General features: G+C 69.4%; 13 protein-coding genes. All 13 read left to right on the top strand.

The features are described 5' to 3' along the window. Nucleotides 1-28: 28 nt before the first annotated feature. The 13 genes from LVJ59_RS08645 to LVJ59_RS08585 all read left to right on the top strand — a co-directional run bounded on the left by LVJ59_RS08645 (nt 29) and on the right by LVJ59_RS08585 (nt 18,313). Entirely contained in the window at nt 29-1,000 is a 972-nt protein-coding gene (locus tag LVJ59_RS08645; protein ID WP_232762694.1) for a MoxR family ATPase, read from the top strand. Beyond that, nucleotides 1,000-2,262, top strand: a complete 1,263-nt coding sequence (locus LVJ59_RS08640; RefSeq protein WP_232762693.1) for a DUF58 domain-containing protein — start codon at nt 1,000-1,002, stop codon at nt 2,260-2,262. Before LVJ59_RS08645 ends, LVJ59_RS08640 begins: the two co-directional genes overlap by 1 nt. Continuing rightward, entirely contained in the window at nt 2,259-4,655 is a 2,397-nt protein-coding gene (locus LVJ59_RS08635) for a transglutaminase-like domain-containing protein (RefSeq protein ID WP_232762692.1), read from the top strand. Before LVJ59_RS08640 ends, LVJ59_RS08635 begins: the two co-directional genes overlap by 4 nt. Next, nucleotides 4,652-5,923 (top strand): RDD family protein, encoded by a 1,272-nt coding sequence (locus LVJ59_RS08630; RefSeq protein WP_232762691.1) that lies wholly within the window; start codon nt 4,652-4,654, stop codon nt 5,921-5,923. The genes LVJ59_RS08635 and LVJ59_RS08630 overlap by 4 nt, the downstream gene beginning before the upstream one ends. Then, nucleotides 5,920-6,738 carry a PP2C family serine/threonine-protein phosphatase gene (locus LVJ59_RS08625; RefSeq protein WP_232762690.1) on the top strand — a complete coding sequence of 273 codons (819 nt, stop codon included), beginning with the start codon at nt 5,920-5,922 and terminating at the stop codon, nt 6,736-6,738. Before LVJ59_RS08630 ends, LVJ59_RS08625 begins: the two co-directional genes overlap by 4 nt. After that, nucleotides 6,738-8,018, top strand: coding sequence for an FHA domain-containing protein (locus tag LVJ59_RS08620; RefSeq protein ID WP_232762689.1), 1,281 nt, complete (start codon nt 6,738-6,740; stop codon nt 8,016-8,018). The genes LVJ59_RS08625 and LVJ59_RS08620 overlap by 1 nt, the downstream gene beginning before the upstream one ends. Beyond that, on the top strand, nt 8,015-9,643 hold the full coding sequence (locus tag LVJ59_RS08615; RefSeq protein WP_232762688.1) for a serine/threonine-protein kinase: 1,629 nt from the start codon (nt 8,015-8,017) through the stop codon (nt 9,641-9,643). The genes LVJ59_RS08620 and LVJ59_RS08615 overlap by 4 nt, the downstream gene beginning before the upstream one ends. Nucleotides 9,644-9,657: 14 nt before the next feature. Then, on the top strand, nt 9,658-10,368 hold the full coding sequence (locus LVJ59_RS08610) for a hypothetical protein (RefSeq protein WP_374199055.1): 711 nt from the start codon (nt 9,658-9,660) through the stop codon (nt 10,366-10,368). Further along, nucleotides 10,365-11,708, top strand: coding sequence for an RDD family protein (locus tag LVJ59_RS08605; RefSeq protein ID WP_232762687.1), 1,344 nt, complete (start codon nt 10,365-10,367; stop codon nt 11,706-11,708). Before LVJ59_RS08610 ends, LVJ59_RS08605 begins: the two co-directional genes overlap by 4 nt. 43 nt (nt 11,709-11,751) lie before the next feature. Next, nucleotides 11,752-16,251 carry an FtsK/SpoIIIE domain-containing protein gene (locus LVJ59_RS08600; protein ID WP_232762686.1) on the top strand — a complete coding sequence of 1,500 codons (4,500 nt, stop codon included), beginning with the start codon at nt 11,752-11,754 and terminating at the stop codon, nt 16,249-16,251. A 120-nt stretch (nt 16,252-16,371) separates the two neighbouring features. Beyond that, complete coding sequence (locus LVJ59_RS08595; RefSeq protein WP_028501988.1) at nt 16,372-16,659, top strand: WXG100 family type VII secretion target; 288 nt, start codon at nt 16,372-16,374, stop codon at nt 16,657-16,659. A 74-nt stretch (nt 16,660-16,733) separates the two neighbouring features. Continuing rightward, entirely contained in the window at nt 16,734-17,069 is a 336-nt protein-coding gene (locus tag LVJ59_RS08590) for a hypothetical protein (RefSeq protein ID WP_046746675.1), read from the top strand. Then, entirely contained in the window at nt 17,066-18,313 is a 1,248-nt protein-coding gene (locus tag LVJ59_RS08585; RefSeq protein ID WP_232762685.1) for a hypothetical protein, read from the top strand. Before LVJ59_RS08590 ends, LVJ59_RS08585 begins: the two co-directional genes overlap by 4 nt. Nucleotides 18,314-18,331 lie beyond the last annotated feature (18 nt).

Genomic DNA, 18,331 nt, shown 5'->3' with positions numbered 1-18,331 from the left:
CTTCCATCCGAGAGGAAGCAGTACTCCCATGACAATGACCCCTGAGCAGGCCGCCTGGTTCCAGGGCACCTTCCACCGCCTCGTCGCGAACATCGACAAGGCGGTGCAGGGCAAGCAGGAGATCGTCGGCCTCGTGCTCGCGTCGATGCTCGCCGAGGGGCATGTGCTCCTCGAGGACGCACCCGGCACCGGCAAGACGAGCCTCGCGAAAGCCCTCGCTGCGACCGTGCAGGGCACCAGCGCGCGCATCCAGTTCACGCCGGACCTGCTGCCCTCCGACGTCACGGGTGTGACCATCTACGACCAGCAGTCCCACCGGTTCGAGTTCCACAAGGGACCGATCTTCGCATCGATCGTGCTGGCGGATGAGATCAACCGCGCCTCGCCGAAGACCCAGTCGGCGCTCCTGGAGGTCATGGAGGAGTCCCGCGTCACGGTCGACGGCGTCACGCATGAGACCGGTCGCCCGTTCCTCGTGATCGCCACGCAGAACCCCATCGAGCAGGCGGGAACCTACAAGCTTCCCGAGGCGCAGCTGGACCGCTTCCTGATCAAGACCTCGATCGGCTACCCCGACCTCGCGGTCACCGAGAGCATCCTCGCCGGAGCCTCGGACCGCAACCCCTCCGCCGGACTCTCCGCGATCATCACGACCAGTGCGGTCGCCGACATGGCCGACCTCGCCTCCACCGTGCATGTGGAGCCCGCTGTGCTCCGCTACGTGGCCGAGCTCGCCGAAGCGACCCGTGAGGACGACGCGATCCGGCTCGGTGTCTCGGTGCGCGGCGCGATCGCGATGGTCCGCATCGCCAAGGTGTGGGCCGCCGCCCAGGGTCGTCACTTCGTTCTCCCCGACGACATCAAGGCGCTCGCGCGGCCCGTGTGGCAGCACCGTCTGCTGCTCGACGCCGAGGCGGAGTTCGCCGGCACGAGCAGTGACACCGTGATCGCCCGCGTGCTCGACGGCGTCGCGGCTCCCCAGGCACGAGCGGCGGCCTGATGACCGCGGAGGCCCTTCAGGCGTCGACACCGCCGACGGAACGCGACGCCGGATGGCGTGACATCGCGGCCGTCCTCGGTGCCCGTGCCCTGACACGCCTCCGGAAGATCACCGCGGCGATCCGTCCGCTCGCCTGGGTGCTGATGTCCCTCGCCATCGTGTTCTGGGTGCTCGGACAGATCGCCGGCTGGGCGGAGTTCACGGTCGCCGCCGTCGTGATCGCGATCGCCGTCACTCTGTGCGCGCTGTTCCTCATCGGCCGCACCGCCTACGACGTGTCGCTCGACCTCGCCCGCACCCGTGTGGTGGTGGGGGAGCGCGCGGTCGGCGCACTCACCCTCGCCAACCGTGGCAGCAGGGCGATCCTGCCCTCGCGCGTGGTGCTCCCGGTGGGTGCCGGTCGTGGGGAGTTCGGGATCCAGCGCCTGGCCCCCGGAGAGGAGGCGGAGGAGCTCTTCGCCATCCCGACCCAGAAGCGCGGCGTCGTCAAGGTCGGCCCCGTGAGCGTCGTACGCGGAGACCCGCTCGGTCTCTTCGAACGGGCGCACCGCCGCGACGACCCGGTGGACCTGTTCGTGCATCCGCGCACCGTGCTGTTCGATGGACAGTCGCTCGGCTACCTGCGCGACCTGGAGGGGCTTCCGGCGACGGACCTCTCGCGCGACGACGTCTCCTTCCACGCGCTTCTGGAGTATCAGCCTGGCGATGACCTGCGTCATGTGCACTGGCGTTCGACCGCCCGCACCGGCACGATGATGGTCCGCCAGTACGAGGAGACGCGGCGTTCCCACTTCGTGATCGGTCTGTCGCGCTCGCTGTCCGACTACGCCACCGCCGAGGACTTCGAGCTCGGTATCTCGGCCGCGGGCTCGATCGGCCTCCGCGCGCTCCGCGACTCGCAGCGCGTCGACGTGCGCGTGCAGGGACGTGAGCTCCCGGCCGGCACCGGTAAGCAGCTGTTGGACTCCCTCTCCGCCGTCGAGAGCAGCAAGCCGCGCGAGGGCGGCATCGCCGACCTCGCCGGGATCGTGTCGGTCACGATGCCTCTCGCCAGTGTGGTGGTGCTCGTGTGCGGCTCGCGGGTGCGCTCCGACGATCTGCGCCTCGCGTGCTCGCGGCTGCCCTTCGGCGCGAAGGCGCTGGCCGTCGTCGCCGACACCAGCGTGTCCGCTCCGACGCTTCGGCGGATCGGTGACGCGGACGTGGTCACCGTCGGCGCGCTCGAACAGATTCCGCTCGCTCTGCAGAAGGTTCTCGCATGACCGTGCCTGCTGCCGGCCCCGGGGGTCTCGCCGTGCGCCGATGGATCCTCGATCTGGGAGCGACCGCACTCCTCGTGACGACCGCGCTGATCGGCTTCTGGCCGACGTTCGCCGGTCCGTCCTTCCTCCCGGCCGCCGTCGGCGGCATTCTGATCGGGCTGGCGATCGCGGCCGTCGCGACGTGGCGACGATGGGGCATCCTGATCACGACGGGGCTCACGGTCGCCGCCTACTTCGTCTTCGGCGGGGCCCTTGCGCTCCCGCAGACCTCCATCCTCGGCTTCATCCCGACGATCGAGACGCTGCAGAAGCTCGCGGTGGGGACCGTCACCGCCTGGAAGCAGATGCTCACCACCGTCGCCCCCGTGGCCGCGGTCGACGGACACCTCGTGGTCCCGTTCCTGCTGGCGCTCGTCGTCACCACGCTCACCGCGTCTCTCGCGCTCCGGCTGCCACAGGTCGCCTGGGCACTGCTCCCGGCCGGGGTACTGCTGATGCTCGTCATCGCCCTCGGCACACCGGAGCCCGCATTCCCCCTGGTGCAGGGGCTCGTCTTCGCCGTGGTGAGCATGTCGTGGCTCGCTCTGCGGCAACTGTGGGCACCACAGAACATGGCCGTCTCCGTCAGCGAGGTCGACCCTTCGCGTGCGACCCAGATGCGCACCCGACGGCTGCTGGCGGGCGTCGCCGTGCTGGCGGTCGCCGCAGGCACCGGCGTCGCCGCGAGCGCCGTCGCGAACCCGGCACAGCCGCGGCACGTGTTCCGCGACGTGATCATCCCGCCGTTCGATATCCGAGACTACCCGAGCCCGTTGCAGGCGTTCCGCAAGAACGTGCGCGACGAGGCCTCCGAGACCCTCTTCACGGTGCAGGGCCTCCCCAAGGGCGCACGCATCCGCACCGCGGTCATGGATCAGTTCGACGGCATGGTCTACAACGTCACGGACGGCGGCCCGACGTCGTCGAGCGCGTTCGCACCGTTGCGTTCCAACATGGCACCGGATGCCGAGGGCGTCCCGGTCACGCTGAAGTTCGCGATCGACGGCTACCGCGGTGTCTGGATGCCGACCGCCGGAGAGCTGTCCGAGATCCGGTTCGAGGGGGCGCGCGCCGAAGACCTGCGTCGTGGCACGTACGTCAACACCGTGACCGGTACCGCGGTGGCGACGCCGAAGCTCACCCAGGGTGACGAGTACGTCGTCGATGCCGTCGTGCCCGCCGTCCCCGATGACGAACAGCTCGCCGAGGTGCCGTTCGGCAACGTGGCGTTGCCGACGTCGAGCAACGTGCCGGAAGAGCTCACTTCGCTCGCGGCGGAGACCGTGTCGGGTGCGGAGACGCCGATCGAGCAGGTGCGGGCGTTGGAGAACTTCCTCTCCGAGGGCGGCTTCTTCAGCCACGGGCTCGAGGGGGAGGTGCTGTCCCGTGCGGGCCACACCGCCGAGCGCATCTCGACGCTGGTCGGTGCCGACCAGATGATCGGTGACGACGAGCAGTATGCCGTGGCGATGGCGCTGCTCGCGGGCCAACTCGACATCCCGGCGCGCGTCGTCATGGGGTACTACCCCGACGAGGAGCAGGCGGGGGAAGCGGTGTTCACCGCGACCGGCGACAACGTCCACGCCTGGGTCGAGGTGAACTTCGAGGGCATCGGTTGGGTGACCTTCAACCCGACTCCGCCCGAAGACCAGGTGCCGAACGACCAGAACACCAAGCCCCGCGTCGACCCGAAGCCGCAGGTGCTGCAGCCGCCACCCCCGCCGCAGGAACCCGTCGATCTGCCGCCCACCCTTCCCGACGACCGGGAGTCCGAGGACGAGAGCCTGAACCTCGCCGGCATCATCGGTGCGATCCTCGTGATCGGTGGCATCTCGCTCGCGGTGATCGCGCTCCTCGCGTCGCCGTTCATCGTGATCGGCGCCTGGAAGGCGGCGAAGCGTCGGTCGCGCCGCGCCGCCGCGCGCACCGCCGACCGCATCAGTGGCGGGTGGGACGAGCTGACCGATCGCGCGATTGACTACGGTGCGCGGCTCACGCCGGGAGGCACCCGGACCGAGGAAGCCGAGGTCGTGGCCACCGCGCTGACGGTTCCACAGGTCACCGCGCTCGCCGAGCGGGCCGACGCCGAGGTGTTCGGTCCCACAGAGCCGAGCCCACAAGACGTCGAGTCCTTCTGGCACGAGGTCGACGGCATCGTCGGCGGTCTCGGCAAGGACGCCGGTTTCTGGAAGCGCGTGAAGGCGCGCTTGAGTGTTCGCTCGCTCGTCGGCGGCACCGCGATCTCGAACGGCCTGCAGAGCCTCAAGGACGCCGCGACCGCGCGCGTACGCCGCGAACCTGGCACCATCAAGAACAGCACGACGCCCCCGTCCTCCGAGAGTGAGACCCCATGACGCAGCCTGCGCTCGATCAGATCGCGCCCCTCTCCCGTCGCGCGGTCGCCTATGTCATCGATGCCCTGATCGCCGGGGGCCTCGCGATCGTGCTCGGCGGGGGACTCCTGGTCGCCGCGTCGCTCACCGGCAGTGTCGAGGGGATGGTGGGAGTCCTCCTCGTCGGCGGTCCGGTGGTGAGCCTGGTGCTGCTCGGCTGGTTTGTGGTCTACACCGTCATGCAGGCAGGGGCCGGCTCGATCGGCATGCGCGCCCAAGGCGTGCGGCTCGTCGCCGCTGCGGACGGCGGCCCGCTCGGCTTCGGGCGCGCACTGCTGCGCAACGTGATCTTCGGCCTCGCCGCGGCCGTCGTGGTGGGGTACTTCACTCCGCTCTTCGACGGGTCGGGGCGCTTCCAGGGGTGGCACGACAAGGTCGCAGGCTCTCTGATCCTGGATGCGCGGAAGACGGGTCCCGTCGGATCGGCGTCCGAGGCTACCTCCTCCTCGTCCGCCTCTGCGCCGGGCCTTGCTACACCGACGACCGGTCCCGCGATCCCTGGACTCCCGCAGTCTCCTTCCGCTGCTCCGACCCCGGCTGCTCCGGCTCAGGCCGCTCCCGCTGCTCCGGCCCCGGCTGCTCCGGCCCCGGCTGCTCCGGCATCCTCATCCCTCCCGCCGCGGCCGGCTGCGCCCCCTGCGCCGGTGGCCGAGAGCGGATCCCTCATCGCCTTCGTCCCGGGCATCACCCAGGATGCGCCGCCGCGGTCGGAGCCTCCCGCACAGCTCGAGCCCGAACTCGATGCGACCGTCCAGCAGCACCCCGTGGCTCCCGTGACGCCGCCCGCACCTCCGGCGCCGGTCGCTGCTCCGCCGGTCCCGCCGCTCCCGGTGGCACCCGCGCCGGCAGCGCCGGAGGTCGTCGAACAGGACGACGATCTCGAAGAGACCCGGATCAGCGTCCCCGGCCATCGTCTGGTCTTCACGTGGGATGACGGCACACGGGTCTCCGTCTCGCGGCGCACCATCTTCGGCCGCAACCCCGCCCCGGAGGAGGGCGCGACGCTCGTACCCGTGCGCGACGAGACGCTGTCGCTCTCCAAGACGCATTTCGAGGCCGCCGCCGAGACCTCCGGCGGATGGGTGCGGGATCGCCACTCGACCAACGGGATGACCATCGTCCGCGACGGCCAGCGCATCGCGTGCCCGGCCGGGCAGCGGGTGCCGGTGCGTCTGGGCGACGCGATCGAGATCGGCGACCGCATCGTGACGATCGGCGGATACGCATGAGGCCGGGACTCGTCGTCTCCACCGGGTCGGCGACGCATCCGGGGCTCCGGCGCGCGCTGAACGAAGACGCGCATCTGGCTTCGGCCCCGGTGTTCCTGGTCGCCGACGGGATGGGCGGGCACGAGGCCGGTGAGCGCGCGAGTGCCGCCGTCATCGCCGAGTTCGCCCGGTACATCGGTCGACCGGCGCTCGAGCTCGACGACGTCCGGCACGCCCTCTCCGTCTCGCGGACGAGCGTCGAGGATCTGTCGACCTCGGGCAACGGACGCGCTGGGACGACCCTCAGCGGTGTCGTCATCGCCTCGGTCGACGGCATGGGGTACTGGCTCGCGGTCAACATCGGAGACTCCCGGACCTATCGTCTCGCCGACGGCGAGCTGGAGCAGATCAGTGTCGATCACTCCGTGGTGCAGGAGCTGATCGAGTCCGGTGAGCTCTCCGTCGAAGATGCCGTCTCGGATCGCCGCCGGAACATCATCACCCGCGCCATCGGTGCAAGCAGCACGGGCGACGCCGATTACTGGATGTTCCCCGCCGAACTCGGCGATCGCATCCTCGTCTGCTCGGACGGTCTCACCTCCGAAGTGCCGGACACGCGTATCCGCGAGGTGCTGGCCTCGGAATCCGATCCGCAGAAGGCCGCCGACGCCTTGACGGCCGATGCGGTGAGCGCCGGGGGCCGAGACAACATCACCGTCATCGTCGTGGACGCGGTCTCGGTCGCGTCGCGGCCGGGAACGCTGACGGCCACCGACGACGACGACATCGACGCCGACACGCGTCCACGAGAAGCCACAGCAGGAGGGGTTCGCTGATGCAGACCATCTACCGACCGGGACAGTGGTACCTGATCGTCATCCCCGGCGCGCTCGTCGCGCTCCCGCCCGATGTCCCCGGCGATGTCGTCGCCCGGCTGTGGGAACGGTTGCCGGAGGCGAAGACGCTCGCAACGGTCGTCGATCTCCTGACGACGCAGGCGGGCCGGTCCTTCACGTCGTTGCCGTCGTTCGTCGCCGCCGTCGCCGAGGGAGGAGACGTGCGCATCGCCCTCCGAGGTGACGTCTCGGCACACGTGACGACCGCGACGGAATCCCTCGAGCTGTCCGGGGCGGACGTCACCACCTGGAACGAGCGGTTCCTCGGTGGCGCGACGACGATCGACATCACGGTTGCGACGACGACCGAGGCCGAGGGCCTCCCCGTGCAGAGCGGGATCGTGCGAGCTGCCGCGGTGAGCGCCGAACTCGAGCCGAGCGACGCCGATCCGCTGACCAGTACGCTCGGCCCGGCCCCCGTGCTCGCCGAACCCGCTGCCGCCGTGCAGGCCCCGGAGCCGGTGGCCGTGGAGCCCGAGCCGGTGCCGGAGCCCGAACCGGCGCCGGAGCCCGAGCCGACTCCTGAGCCCGAGCCGACTCCTGCGCCGGAGCCCGAGCCGACTCCTGCGCCGGAGCCCGAGCCGACTCCTGCGCCCGAACCCGAGCCGACTCCTGCGCCGGTCATCGAGGATGCGTTCCTCCCACCGACCGAGGTGACGCTCGCACCGCCCGTCGACGACGACTTCGATCAGCTCTGGGGCGCGACGGTGCACTCCGTCGGTGCCGCAGCCGCGGCGCCCGCCCCCGTCCCGGTCGAAGGCGATCATGACGGGGCGACCGTCTCCGCGGCCGAGCTGCGTGCGCTCCGCCAGCAGCCCCCGGTCGCCGATGATGTCGCGACGGACGTGCTCGACGTGACCCCGGTGCCGTCCACCGCTTCGACGGGGCGCGTGCGTCTCTCCACGGGGCAGGTGGCGGCGCTCGACCGCACGGTCATCATCGGCCGACGCCCGCGATCGACCCGTGCGAGCGGTGCGAACCTCCCGCACCTGATCGCCGTCGAGAGCCCGCAGCAGGACATCTCGCGCAGCCACCTCGAAGTGCGGCCGGAAGGCGACACCGTCGTGGTCATCGACCTGCACACGACGAACGGCTCCACCCTGCTCCGTCCCGGCGCCGACCCGGTGCGGCTGCATCCCGGGGAGCAGACGCTCGTGCTGTCCGGCGATGTCGTGGATCTCGGTGACGGAGTGACCGTCGCGTTCGAGGAGCTGCCGTGACGCGTCGCCCCTCCCCGCCGCCCGATCTGCCGGGCTTCACCTATGTGGAGCCGCTGGGCACCGGCGGTTTCGCCGATGTCTTCCTGTACGAGCAGGAGATGCCGCGTCGCCGTGTCGCGGTGAAGGTGCTGGTCGCCGACCGCATCTCGAGCGGCGCGGCGCAGGAGTTCGCCGACGAGGCCAACGTGATGGCGATGCTCTCGACGCATCCGGCCATCGTCACGATCTACCAGGCGGGTGTCGCCGGCGACGGTCGCCCCTACCTGGTGATGGAGTACTGCCCGCGGCCGAACCTCCAGATCCGCTCCCGCAAGGAGCCGTTCTCGGTCGCCGAGGCGCTGCGCGTCGGGATCCAGGTCGCCGGAGCCGTCGAGACCGCGCACCGGGCGGGTGTGCTGCATCGCGACATCAAGCCGGCCAACATCCTCGTCACGGAGTACAACCGGCCCGCCCTCACCGACTTCGGCATCGCATCGACGACCGGAGCGACGGGTGAGGCCTCCGGCATGTCCATCCCCTGGTCTCCGCCGGAGTCGTTCGCGGAGCCTCCGCAGAGTGGTCCGCGCACCGACGTCTGGGCGCTCGGTGCCACGCTGTACACGCTGCTGGCGGGTCGTTCGCCCTTCGAGCGGACCGGCGAACGCAACTCGAGCGCCGATCTGATCGAGCGCATCGAGCGCGCCGCTCTCCCCTCACTGAAGAGGCCGGATTCGCCGGAGAGTCTGCAGAGGCTCCTGGAACGGTCGATGGCGAAGAACCCCGCCGATCGCTTCCCGAGCGCGGTGGCATTCGCGCGGGCACTGCAGAAGGTGCAGATCGAGCTCTCCCACTCGGTGACCCCGATCGACATCGTCGATGACCATCCGCCGGCGGAAGACCTGGAGGACGACGGCGACGGTCTGACCCGGGTGCGGGAGATCGTCAGCATCGACCCCGAACTGGCATCGTTCACTCGCCCCTCGGCCCAAACGCAGCGGAAGGAACCGCCGGTTCCGCTGTCGGGCATTCCTCGATTCGACGCCCCGACGCCCGCGGAACCGCTCGTCGAGCAGACCCAGTTGCGCCCGCCGACTCCGAAGGCCGCGGCTCCACTCGCCCCCTCCGCCGACGACCGCACCATCGCGCGAGCGCCGATGGTGGTCGCCCCGGAAGAGGCGACGCCGCCTCCGGCCGTGTTGGCTGCTCCTGTCGCGGCTCCGGGAGAGCCGCCGGCGCCGCGCAGTCGCAAGGGCCTCTGGATCGTGCTCGCTGCCGCCGCGGTCGTACTCGTGGTCGGCGGGATCGTCGGGATGAACCTCCTGGTGGCGGGGGTCACCCCCGAAGCGCAGGAGACCGAGCAGCCCGTCGAGCCGAAGGACGTCGGCACGGATGTCGTGCCGAAGGTCACCGAGATCTCCGGGGCGCGCGAGGGCGATCGGATCGTGTTCACCTGGACCAATCCGAGTCCGCTCGAGGGCGACTCGTTCATCTGGACACCGGTCGCGGTGTCGGGAGAGGTCGATCCGCACCAGACACCGGATGCGACCGCGACGGTCCCCGCAGCAGCGGGCACCGTCTGCATCGACGTGATGCTGCGGCGCGACGACGGTCGTGCCTCGGAAACCGTGCGGGGGTGTGTGGAGTGACGAGTGCAGGAGGGGTGACCGTCGAGTTCGCGGGGGAGTACTTCCGCGTGAGCCGTGGCGATCGATTCATCGTGGGACGCGAGGGCGACCTCGAGCTCGACGACAATCTGTTCCTGCATCGGCACTTCCTGGAGATCACCGACTCCGACGGGCTGTGGTGGCTGTCGAACGTCGGTACCCGGCTCACCGCGACGGTGACGGACTCGGCGGGTGGCGTGCAGGCGTGGCTGGCGCCGGGTGCTCGGCTCCCACTCGTCTTCGAGAAGACGACGATCGTCTTCAGTGCGGGGCCGACCACCTACGAGCTCACCTTGCATGCAGCGGAGCCGACGTTTCGCGCGACCAGGCGCGAGCACGACGACGACGGGGCGTCCACGATCGGCGACGTTCCGCTGACCCTCAGCCAGAAGCTGCTCATCCTGGCGCTCGCCGAACCCCAGTTGCGCAGGGACGGCACCGGGATGAGTGAGATCCCGACCTCGGCGAAGGCGGCGGAGCGGCTGGGCTGGACGGTCACCCGGTTCAACCGCAAGCTCGACAACGTCTGCGACAAGTTCGACCGGATCGGCGTGCCCGGCATGCGCGGCGGGCAACGCAGCTTCGCGACCAACAGGCGCGCACGCCTGGTCGAGCATGTGATCGCCTCGCGCCTGGTCGGCAAGAGCGACCTGCCGTTGCTCGACACCGAGCATTCCATCGACGACGTCGAGGGAGAGCAGGAGTGATCTGGGAGATCGACGACCGCGCGCCCGAGGTCGAAGGACTCGACGCGCACGGACGCCCGGACCCCGCGTACGCGGAGGCTCTCGGCCTGCGCCCCGCCGGACGGGGTGCGCGTGTGCTCGCTGCCCTGATCGAGTGGACGGTGGCGGTCGTCATCGCCCTCCCGGCCCTCATCGCGCTGACGCCGGTGCTCGCGCAGGCGGCGTCAGGACGGTTCGACGCGGAGGAGTTCTTCGCGCGGGGGGATCTGGTGTGGCTCATCGTGGCCGCTGCGGTGTCCCAAGGTCTCATGATCGCTTACCTCGTCGTCCAGCTCGTCCTGCATGGCCGCAAGGGGGTGACGCTCGGCAAGGCGATCTGCGGCATCCGTTCCGTGAACGTCCGGACTCTCGAGCGTCCCGGCTTCTGGCGCGGCGCTGTCGTGCGCTACCTCGTCGCGTACGCCTCGCTTCTCGTTCCGCTCATCGGGCCGGTACTGGTGATCATGCTCTCCCCGCTCTTCGACATCGAGCGGCGAGGACGCGGATGGCTCGACCTCGCCGCCGCGACCTGGTTCGTGGACGTGCGCGGCGGACTGAACCCCTATGACCAGAAGCGGATGCGTATCGCGCGCAAGCGCGTGAAGACGCCCGAGCACGAGGAGAAGGCACCCCTCCCGTCGCTCGCCACCCCGGTGCACCGGGATGCTCCGGCCGAGTACGTCCCGAGCGCGCGCCTCTCCGGCGGCGTCATCGGCGCGCACCGGTCCGCCGCGGGCCCTGCCCCTGAGCGGCCGGAGACCTCGGCCCCGGGCTCCCTCGTGTCGTCGACACCGCCCTCCCTGGCCACCGGCACCGCGCCCCCGGCTTCGTTCGCACCGCCGGCTCCCGCGGCGTTGCCCGCGCCCGTGATGCCACCCGCGCCCGCACCCGCAGCACAGCCGGTTCCTGCCCCCGAGCCGCCGGTCCCTGATCCCGCCGCCGTTCCCGCCGATGTGTCGGCGGTTCCCGCCGATGCTCCGAACGTTCCCGTCGGAGTGCGGGCGATTCTCGTGCTCGACACCGGTGAGCGCGTCGAGGTGCGCGGCACCACGCTGTTCGGGAGGTCGCCGAGTGCGGCAGCCGGCGAGGGCGAAGCGCTCCTGGTCCCGGTCGTCGACGACACGCGTTCGGTGTCCAAGACGCACATCGCGGTGATGCCGGCTCGACGGGGCGTGTTCATCGTCGATCGCGCGTCGACCAACGGCAGCGCGATCGTCCGAGACGGTGTCGAGACCGCGCTGGCCGCCGGACACCCGGCCGAGCTGCGGACCGGGGACACGGTGCGCTTCGGCGATCGGTTCCTGCAGGTGGAGTGGGTATGACCCGGAGAAGTGAGATGCGCCCCCGGCGCGGTGAGGACGAGCGATGAGAGTCAAGCTGACCCTGCGTCGACCCGCAGCACCCCTGACCGACGTCGTCGTGATGGCGGACTCGACGGCGACCATCGCCGATGTCGCGCGCCAGATCGCCACCACCGACCCGGCGCGCAGCATCGTCGCGACGCCGACCGACGTGCTCACGCTCTCCGTCGCCCCTCCGACGAGCGAGCAGCTCACGATGCTCAATCCCGACCTGCTCGTCGGCGACGCCCCGCTCGGCTCCGGCTTCCTCGCCGAGGTGGTCAACGTCGGCCCGAACCGTGCCGCCGCAGGCACCGTGGGTGCGCGCCCCGCCGCCGTCCTCCGGGTGGTCTCCGGCCCGGCGGTCGGGCAGGAGTTCCCGCTGCCGATCGGTCACTTCCTGATCGGACGCGACGCCGCGAACGACGTCACTATCGCTGATCCGCTCGTCTCGAAGCGGCACGCCAGGATCGAGGTCGCCGCGACGTTCGTCGAGCTGGTCGACTTGAACTCGGCGAACGGAATCCTCGTCGACGGCGGGCTCGTGCAGCGTCTCCGTGTGATCCCCGGGCAGAGCTTCGTGCTCGGGGACTGCGAGTTCGTCGTGCACATGGTGAGTGACTTCGACGGCTCAGCCACGGGTGACCCGGTGCTCGAGCGCGGGGGAGCGCTCATGTTCAACCGCAGCCCCCGTGTCGAGGAGCGGTACACCGGGGAGGATCTCGATGAGCCGCGCTATCCCCGCGACCAGCCGTCGCGGCTGTTCCCCTGGCCCATGCTCGTCGCGCCGATCCTCCTGGCCGTGACGATGTTCAGCATCACGCAGCGTCCGGCGTCGCTGCTCATCGCGGCTGCGTCGCCGATGATGATGTTCGGCAACTTCATCTCGCAGAAGACCAACATCGGTCAGCGGCTTCGCAAGGAGGCCGAGTCGTTCGAGGAGCAGTTCGAGCGGCTGGAGGAGACGCTGTACCACTCGCGTCCGAAGGAGCGCGAGGTACGGCAGAACGAGGTCCCCGCCGTCGCCGTGGTGTTCGATGAGGCCATGCGTCTCGGTCCCCTGCTGTGGACGCGGCGACCGGAGCACTGGAACTTCCTCGCGATGCGTCTCGGGGTCTGCGAGACCGAAGCGCGCACGCGCATCAAGCGCACCGAGACCCCGGAGGCGCTCGTCGAATACGTCGAACGCGTCGATCGCCTGGAGGAGCGGTACCGGATGATCGACAACGTCCCCATCCTGGAATCTCTCCAAAGTGTGGGCTCGGTCGGTGTCGCCGGTCCCACATCGCTGGCCAGCGATGCGCTGCGGGGGATCGCCGTCCAACTGTTCGGCACGCACTCCCCGAACGAGCTCGTCACCGTGGCGCTGACCGAACCGGGGTGGGCGAACGAGCTCGACTGGCTCAAGTGGCTCCCCCACACCTCCAGCGAGCGGAACCCGTTCAAGGAGATGCCGCTCGCGGATTCCGCCTCGACCGGGACGGCCCTGCTCAGCGGTCTCGAGGAGATCGTCCTGCGCCGCTCGCGGGAGTCGAAGTCTGCACGGCCCCCGTACGGAGCCGACTGGGACCCGATGCGATACGGCACCGACGTCAAGCGCGCGGCCGAGGAGGCGACCTTCCCCGGCCAGACGGCCATCCTGGTGATCATCACGAATGACGCCCCCGTCGACCGGGCCAGACTGACCCAGATCCTGGAACGCGGCGCCGACGTCGGCGTCTACGCCCTGTTCGTCGCTCCGGTCGTCGAGGCACTGCCCGCGGCGTGCCGCACGTTCGTCGACGTGAGCGCCGGGCTCTCCGATGCCGTGGTCGGCACCGTCCGCAGCGGCGTGGACTACCGCGGGGTGCAGGTCGAGGGTGTCTCGCACGCCTACATGACGATGTTCGCCAAGCGCCTGGCGCCGGTCGTCGATTCCAGCACGGTGATCGAGGACTCCTCCGACATCCCGAACTCGGTCAGCTTCCTCTCGCTCGTGGGCACCGAGGTCGCTGAGGATGCCAGCGCGGTGATCGATCGCTGGCGGCAGAACAACACCATCATCGACCGTTCCGGTGCTCCGCAGTCGCGGCTCAAGAAGGCAGGCAACCTGCGCGCCATCATCGGTCAGTCGCAGACCGACGCGATGACCCTCGACCTGCGCACCCAGGGGCCGCACGCCCTGGTCGGCGGGACGACCGGTGCCGGCAAGAGCGAGTTCCTGCAGGCCTGGGTGCTCGGCATGGCGGCCGCTCACAGCCCCGACCGGGTCACGTTCCTGTTCGTCGATTACAAGGGTGGCTCGGCTTTCGCGGACTGCGTCGACCTGCCCCACACCGTCGGCCTCGTCACCGATCTGAGCCCGCACCTCGTGCGCCGCGCGCTCACGAGCCTGCGGGCCGAGCTGCACCATCGCGAGCACCTCTTCAACCGCAAGAAGGCCAAAGACCTCCTCGAGCTCGAGAAGCGACGCGACCCCGAGACCCCGCCCGCGCTGGTGCTGGTGATCGACGAGTTCGCGGCGCTCGCCGGGGAGGTGCCGGAGTTCGTCGACGGGGTGGTCGACATCGCCCAGCGCGGACGGTCCCTCGGCATCCACCTGATCATGGCGACGCAGCGGCCCGCCGGTGTCATCAAGGACAACCTCCGCGCCAACACGAACCTGCGCGTCGCGCTGCGGATGGCTGACGAGTCCGACTCCAAGGACGTCGTCGACGACCCGGTGGCGGCGACCTTCCCGCCCTCGCTGCCGGGACGAGGCATCGCGAAGACCGGTCCGGGGCGACTCGTGCCGTTCCAGTCCGCGTACGCCGGCGGATGGACCACGGACGAGGCCCAGGTCGCCGAGGTCAAGGTCGCCGAGCTCCGTTTCGGGTCCATCCAGACCTGGGAAGCCGAGCAGGCGCCGGAGTCCGATTCGCACGACGAGGATCTCGGACCCAACGACCAGAAGCGCATCGTGGCGACGCTCGTGAATGCGGCGCGCGAGGCCCGTATCCCCGCGCCCCGACGGCCGTGGCTCGACGACCTCGAGGGCGCGGTCGACCTGCGCGACCTCCCGGTGCTCGGCGACGGGCAGGTGCTGCTCGGCAAGATGGATGTCCCGGAACGGCAGCTTCAGGAGCCGGCCTACTTCCACCCCGACAAGGACGGTTCGCTGCTCGTCTACGGGACGAGCGGTTCGGGCAAGTCGACGGTGCTGCGCACGATCGCGATCGCGGCGGGTTTCGATCCCGCTCGTTCGAACGTCGAGGTGTACGGGCTCGACTTCGGGTCCGGTTCGCTCAAGAGCCTGGAGATGCTGCCGCACGTCGGCTCGATCATCTCGGGCGACGACTCCGAGCGCGTGCAGCGTGTGCTGCGTTCGCTGGCCGCGGTGCTCGACGACCGTGGCAAGCGTTTCAGTGCCGCCAACGCTTCCAGCCTCACGGAGTACCGGGAGCTCACCGGGCAGGACGAGGCACGCATCGTCCTGCTCATCGACGGCTTCCCGCAGTTCCGAGGGGAGTGGGAGTCGACGACGGCGCGGATGCCCTTCTATCAGATCTTCATGCGCATCCTCGGCGAGGGCCGCCCGCTCGGCGTGCACGTCGTCGCGAGCGCCGACCGCTCGGGCTCGGTTCCGACGGCGGTGAGCGCCAACGTGTCGCGGCGCGTGGTCCTGCGTCTCTCGGACGAGTCCGGGTACGCGATGCTGAACGCGCCGAAAGACGTGCTCGACGAGCGGTCGGCCCCGGGACGCGCCATCATCGACGGCCGCGAGACGCAGATCGCGACGCTGGGCGGGACTCCGAATGTGGCGGAGCAGACCAAGCTGCTCGAGGGTCTCGCCGAGAGGCTCCGTGCCGCCGGAGCGAGGGAGGTGCCGGAGATCGGCGCGCTGCCCACCCGTCTGTCTGTGCGCGATCTGCCCGATCGCCTCGGCGAGTTCCCGGCACTCGGGGTCGCGGAGGACACCCTGGCGGCGCGCGACTTCGACCCGGTGGGCACGTTCGTCGTCGCGGGACCGCCGTCTTCGGGCAAGACCAACGCCCTGAAGTCGCTCATCACGTCGATGCGCAGGCTCGATCCGTCCACCGTGCTGTTCCACTTCGGCGGACGCCGCGCCCAGCTGAAGGACTACGCGAGCTGGACACGCAGCGCCGTGACGCCGGACGATGCGAAGGAGCTCGCCAAGGAGATCACCGAGCTGATCGCCGACGACTCCCTCCCGACGAGGGTGCTGATCGTGGTCGAGGACGTGCCGCAGTTCGCCGACAGCCCGGCCGAGCGCGAGATGAAGGCCCTCTTCCAGGCGATCAACCGCAGCGACCACCTGCTCATCGGCGACGCCGACGTCACGCAGGTCACGAGCGGCTTCGGATTCATCGGCGACTTCAAGGCCGGGCGCAAGGGCATCATCCTCAAGCCCGATTCCTTCGACGGCGACGCGGTGTTCAAGGTGCCGTTCCCGAAGGTGAAGCGCACCGACTTCCCCGAGGGACGAGGCATCTTCGTGCAGGCCGGACGCCAGGTCACGGTGCAGCTGCCGCTCGTCGAGGGGTAGGCGACGGCCGCGGTCGTCGATGGGGAGTTGTCCCCATCGACGGGGGCGCGGATATTTCCATAGGGTGGTGTTATTCGGGCCGGAGGGGTCCGGTTCTTTCGATTTGCGGAGGTGTGGACGATGGCCGATTTCGGTGCGTCTTATGCAGAGATGGAGCAGGTGGCGTCGTCGCTGTCGCAGGCTCGTGATGACATTCAGGGTCAGTTGGACACGTTGAAGGGTCAGGTGGACACTCTTCTGGGTGAGGACTTCAAGACGCAGCATGCGTCGGGGAAGTTCGGTGAGGGGTACACGGAGTTGACGACGGGTCTGAAGACCGCGGTCGACGGTATCAATGACATGTCGGAGTCGCTGCTGGGCATGATGCGTGCGATCCAGGATCTGGATCAGCAGCTCGCCGGTAGCTGACACACGGTCTCGGGAAGGGGTCGACGGGATCCGTCGGCTCCTTCTCACCACCCCCGCTGGAGAGGACGTTCGCGATGGACATCATGCTCGATCTGGACCGGCTCCGACTGACGAAGACCGGCCTGACATCCTCGGTCGATGCCTTCGAATCGGCGGCTCAGACCAACGATGCGCTGGAGAGCGCCGTCGGAAAGCCGGACGGACGTTCCGAGCTGCGGCAGAAGGTCTCCGACTTCGAGGACGACTGGAAGTCGAACCGCGGCAAGCTGCAGAAGAACCTCGACGAGATCCTCAAGCAGCTGACCGGGATCATCGATGGTTGGGAGCAATGGGACTCCGAGACCGCGAACGGATTCGAGAACCCGACGAGCACCGCAGACGTCTCGGTAGGAAAGGCCACTCCACGATGAGGTCTCCGTTCACGCAGCACGAACTGCGACCGCTCGAGGGGAACCCGACCGTGATCTGGGATGACGGCGACGGATTCGTGAAGCTCGCCGCCACGATGTCCGAGACCGCGGTGCTGCTCACCGAGATCGGTGACTCCAGCGTGCACAAGAGCAAAGGCACGGACAAACTCGGCGACATGGCGCGGGAGTCGTCGAGTGACCTGTCGGATGCTGCGGTGCGCTACGAGGGGACGGGCACGGCGCTGCGCACCTATGCGGATGCGTTGAGGACCGCGCAGAACTGGCTCGACCTTCACCTCGACGAGGTCGAGCGCGCGGAGAGGGACTATCAGAGCGCGCTCGATGAGAAGGAAACCGCCGACCGGAACCAGGCCTCGATCGATCATCAGTGGCCGTGGGAGGACGAGCCGACACAGGCCGACAAGGAAGCAGCGTCCGGTGCTGTCGACGCGGCGAACACCTCGCTCACCGGAGCGAAGGCGGATCGCGACGCCCAGTGGCGCAGTTTCGACCATGTCTTCGGGGCGTGGTCCGATGCGTATGACGATGCCGTGGAGGGCGTGCAGAAGGCCATGGACACGGCCGACAACGGCGACGGATTCTGGGGATTCGTCGACGACCTCCTGACCGTCATCTCCGTCGTCCTGATCGTTCTCACGATCGTCGCGCTGATCATCGGCGCCCCGTTCACTGGCCTGCTGGCGGGGGTACTCCTCGGACTCACCCTCCTCAGCCTCGGTCTCACGGCGCTCAAGTACCTCGACGGTCGTGCGACGCTGGGCGATGTCGGGCTCGCCGCGCTCGGCCTGCTGCCGTTCGGGATCGGGAGGGTGCTCTCGAAGGGCGTTCCTGCGCTCGGTGCCGTCCTCAGCGGCGGACGGGGTGTCGTCACCTCGGTGATCCGCGCGGGCCTGCCGCGCGTGCGGCTCTTTCATCCGTCCACCTGGGCGACGCCGTTCCAGTGGCTCGCAGCCCCTATCCGTTCGATGTCGAACCTGCCCAGACCGGGCCTCTTCGTCAACCCGTTGCGGACGATCGTCAACGGCGGCCCCGAGGTGCAGCAGATGCAGCGATTCCTCACGACGATGCACAACTCGCAGTGGGGGACGAATCCGGCCGTGCAGCAGTTCATCGCGGCGACTGCGTCGCACTTTCCCTCCAGCCTGGTATCACGGCTCAACACGGTGAACTGGCTCGGATCGACGAGCCTGAACGTCTACGGGTCGATCACGGCACCCTGGTAAAGGCCTACGCTTGACTCT

It is taken from the genome of Microbacterium sp. KKR3/1 (genome assembly GCF_021272365.1).
In the GTDB taxonomy this organism is placed as follows: Bacteria; Actinomycetota; Actinomycetes; order Actinomycetales; family Microbacteriaceae; genus Microbacterium; species Microbacterium aurugineum.
The sequence above is the reverse complement of the archived record's forward strand: the minus strand, read 5'-3'. Positions and strand labels throughout refer to the sequence as shown.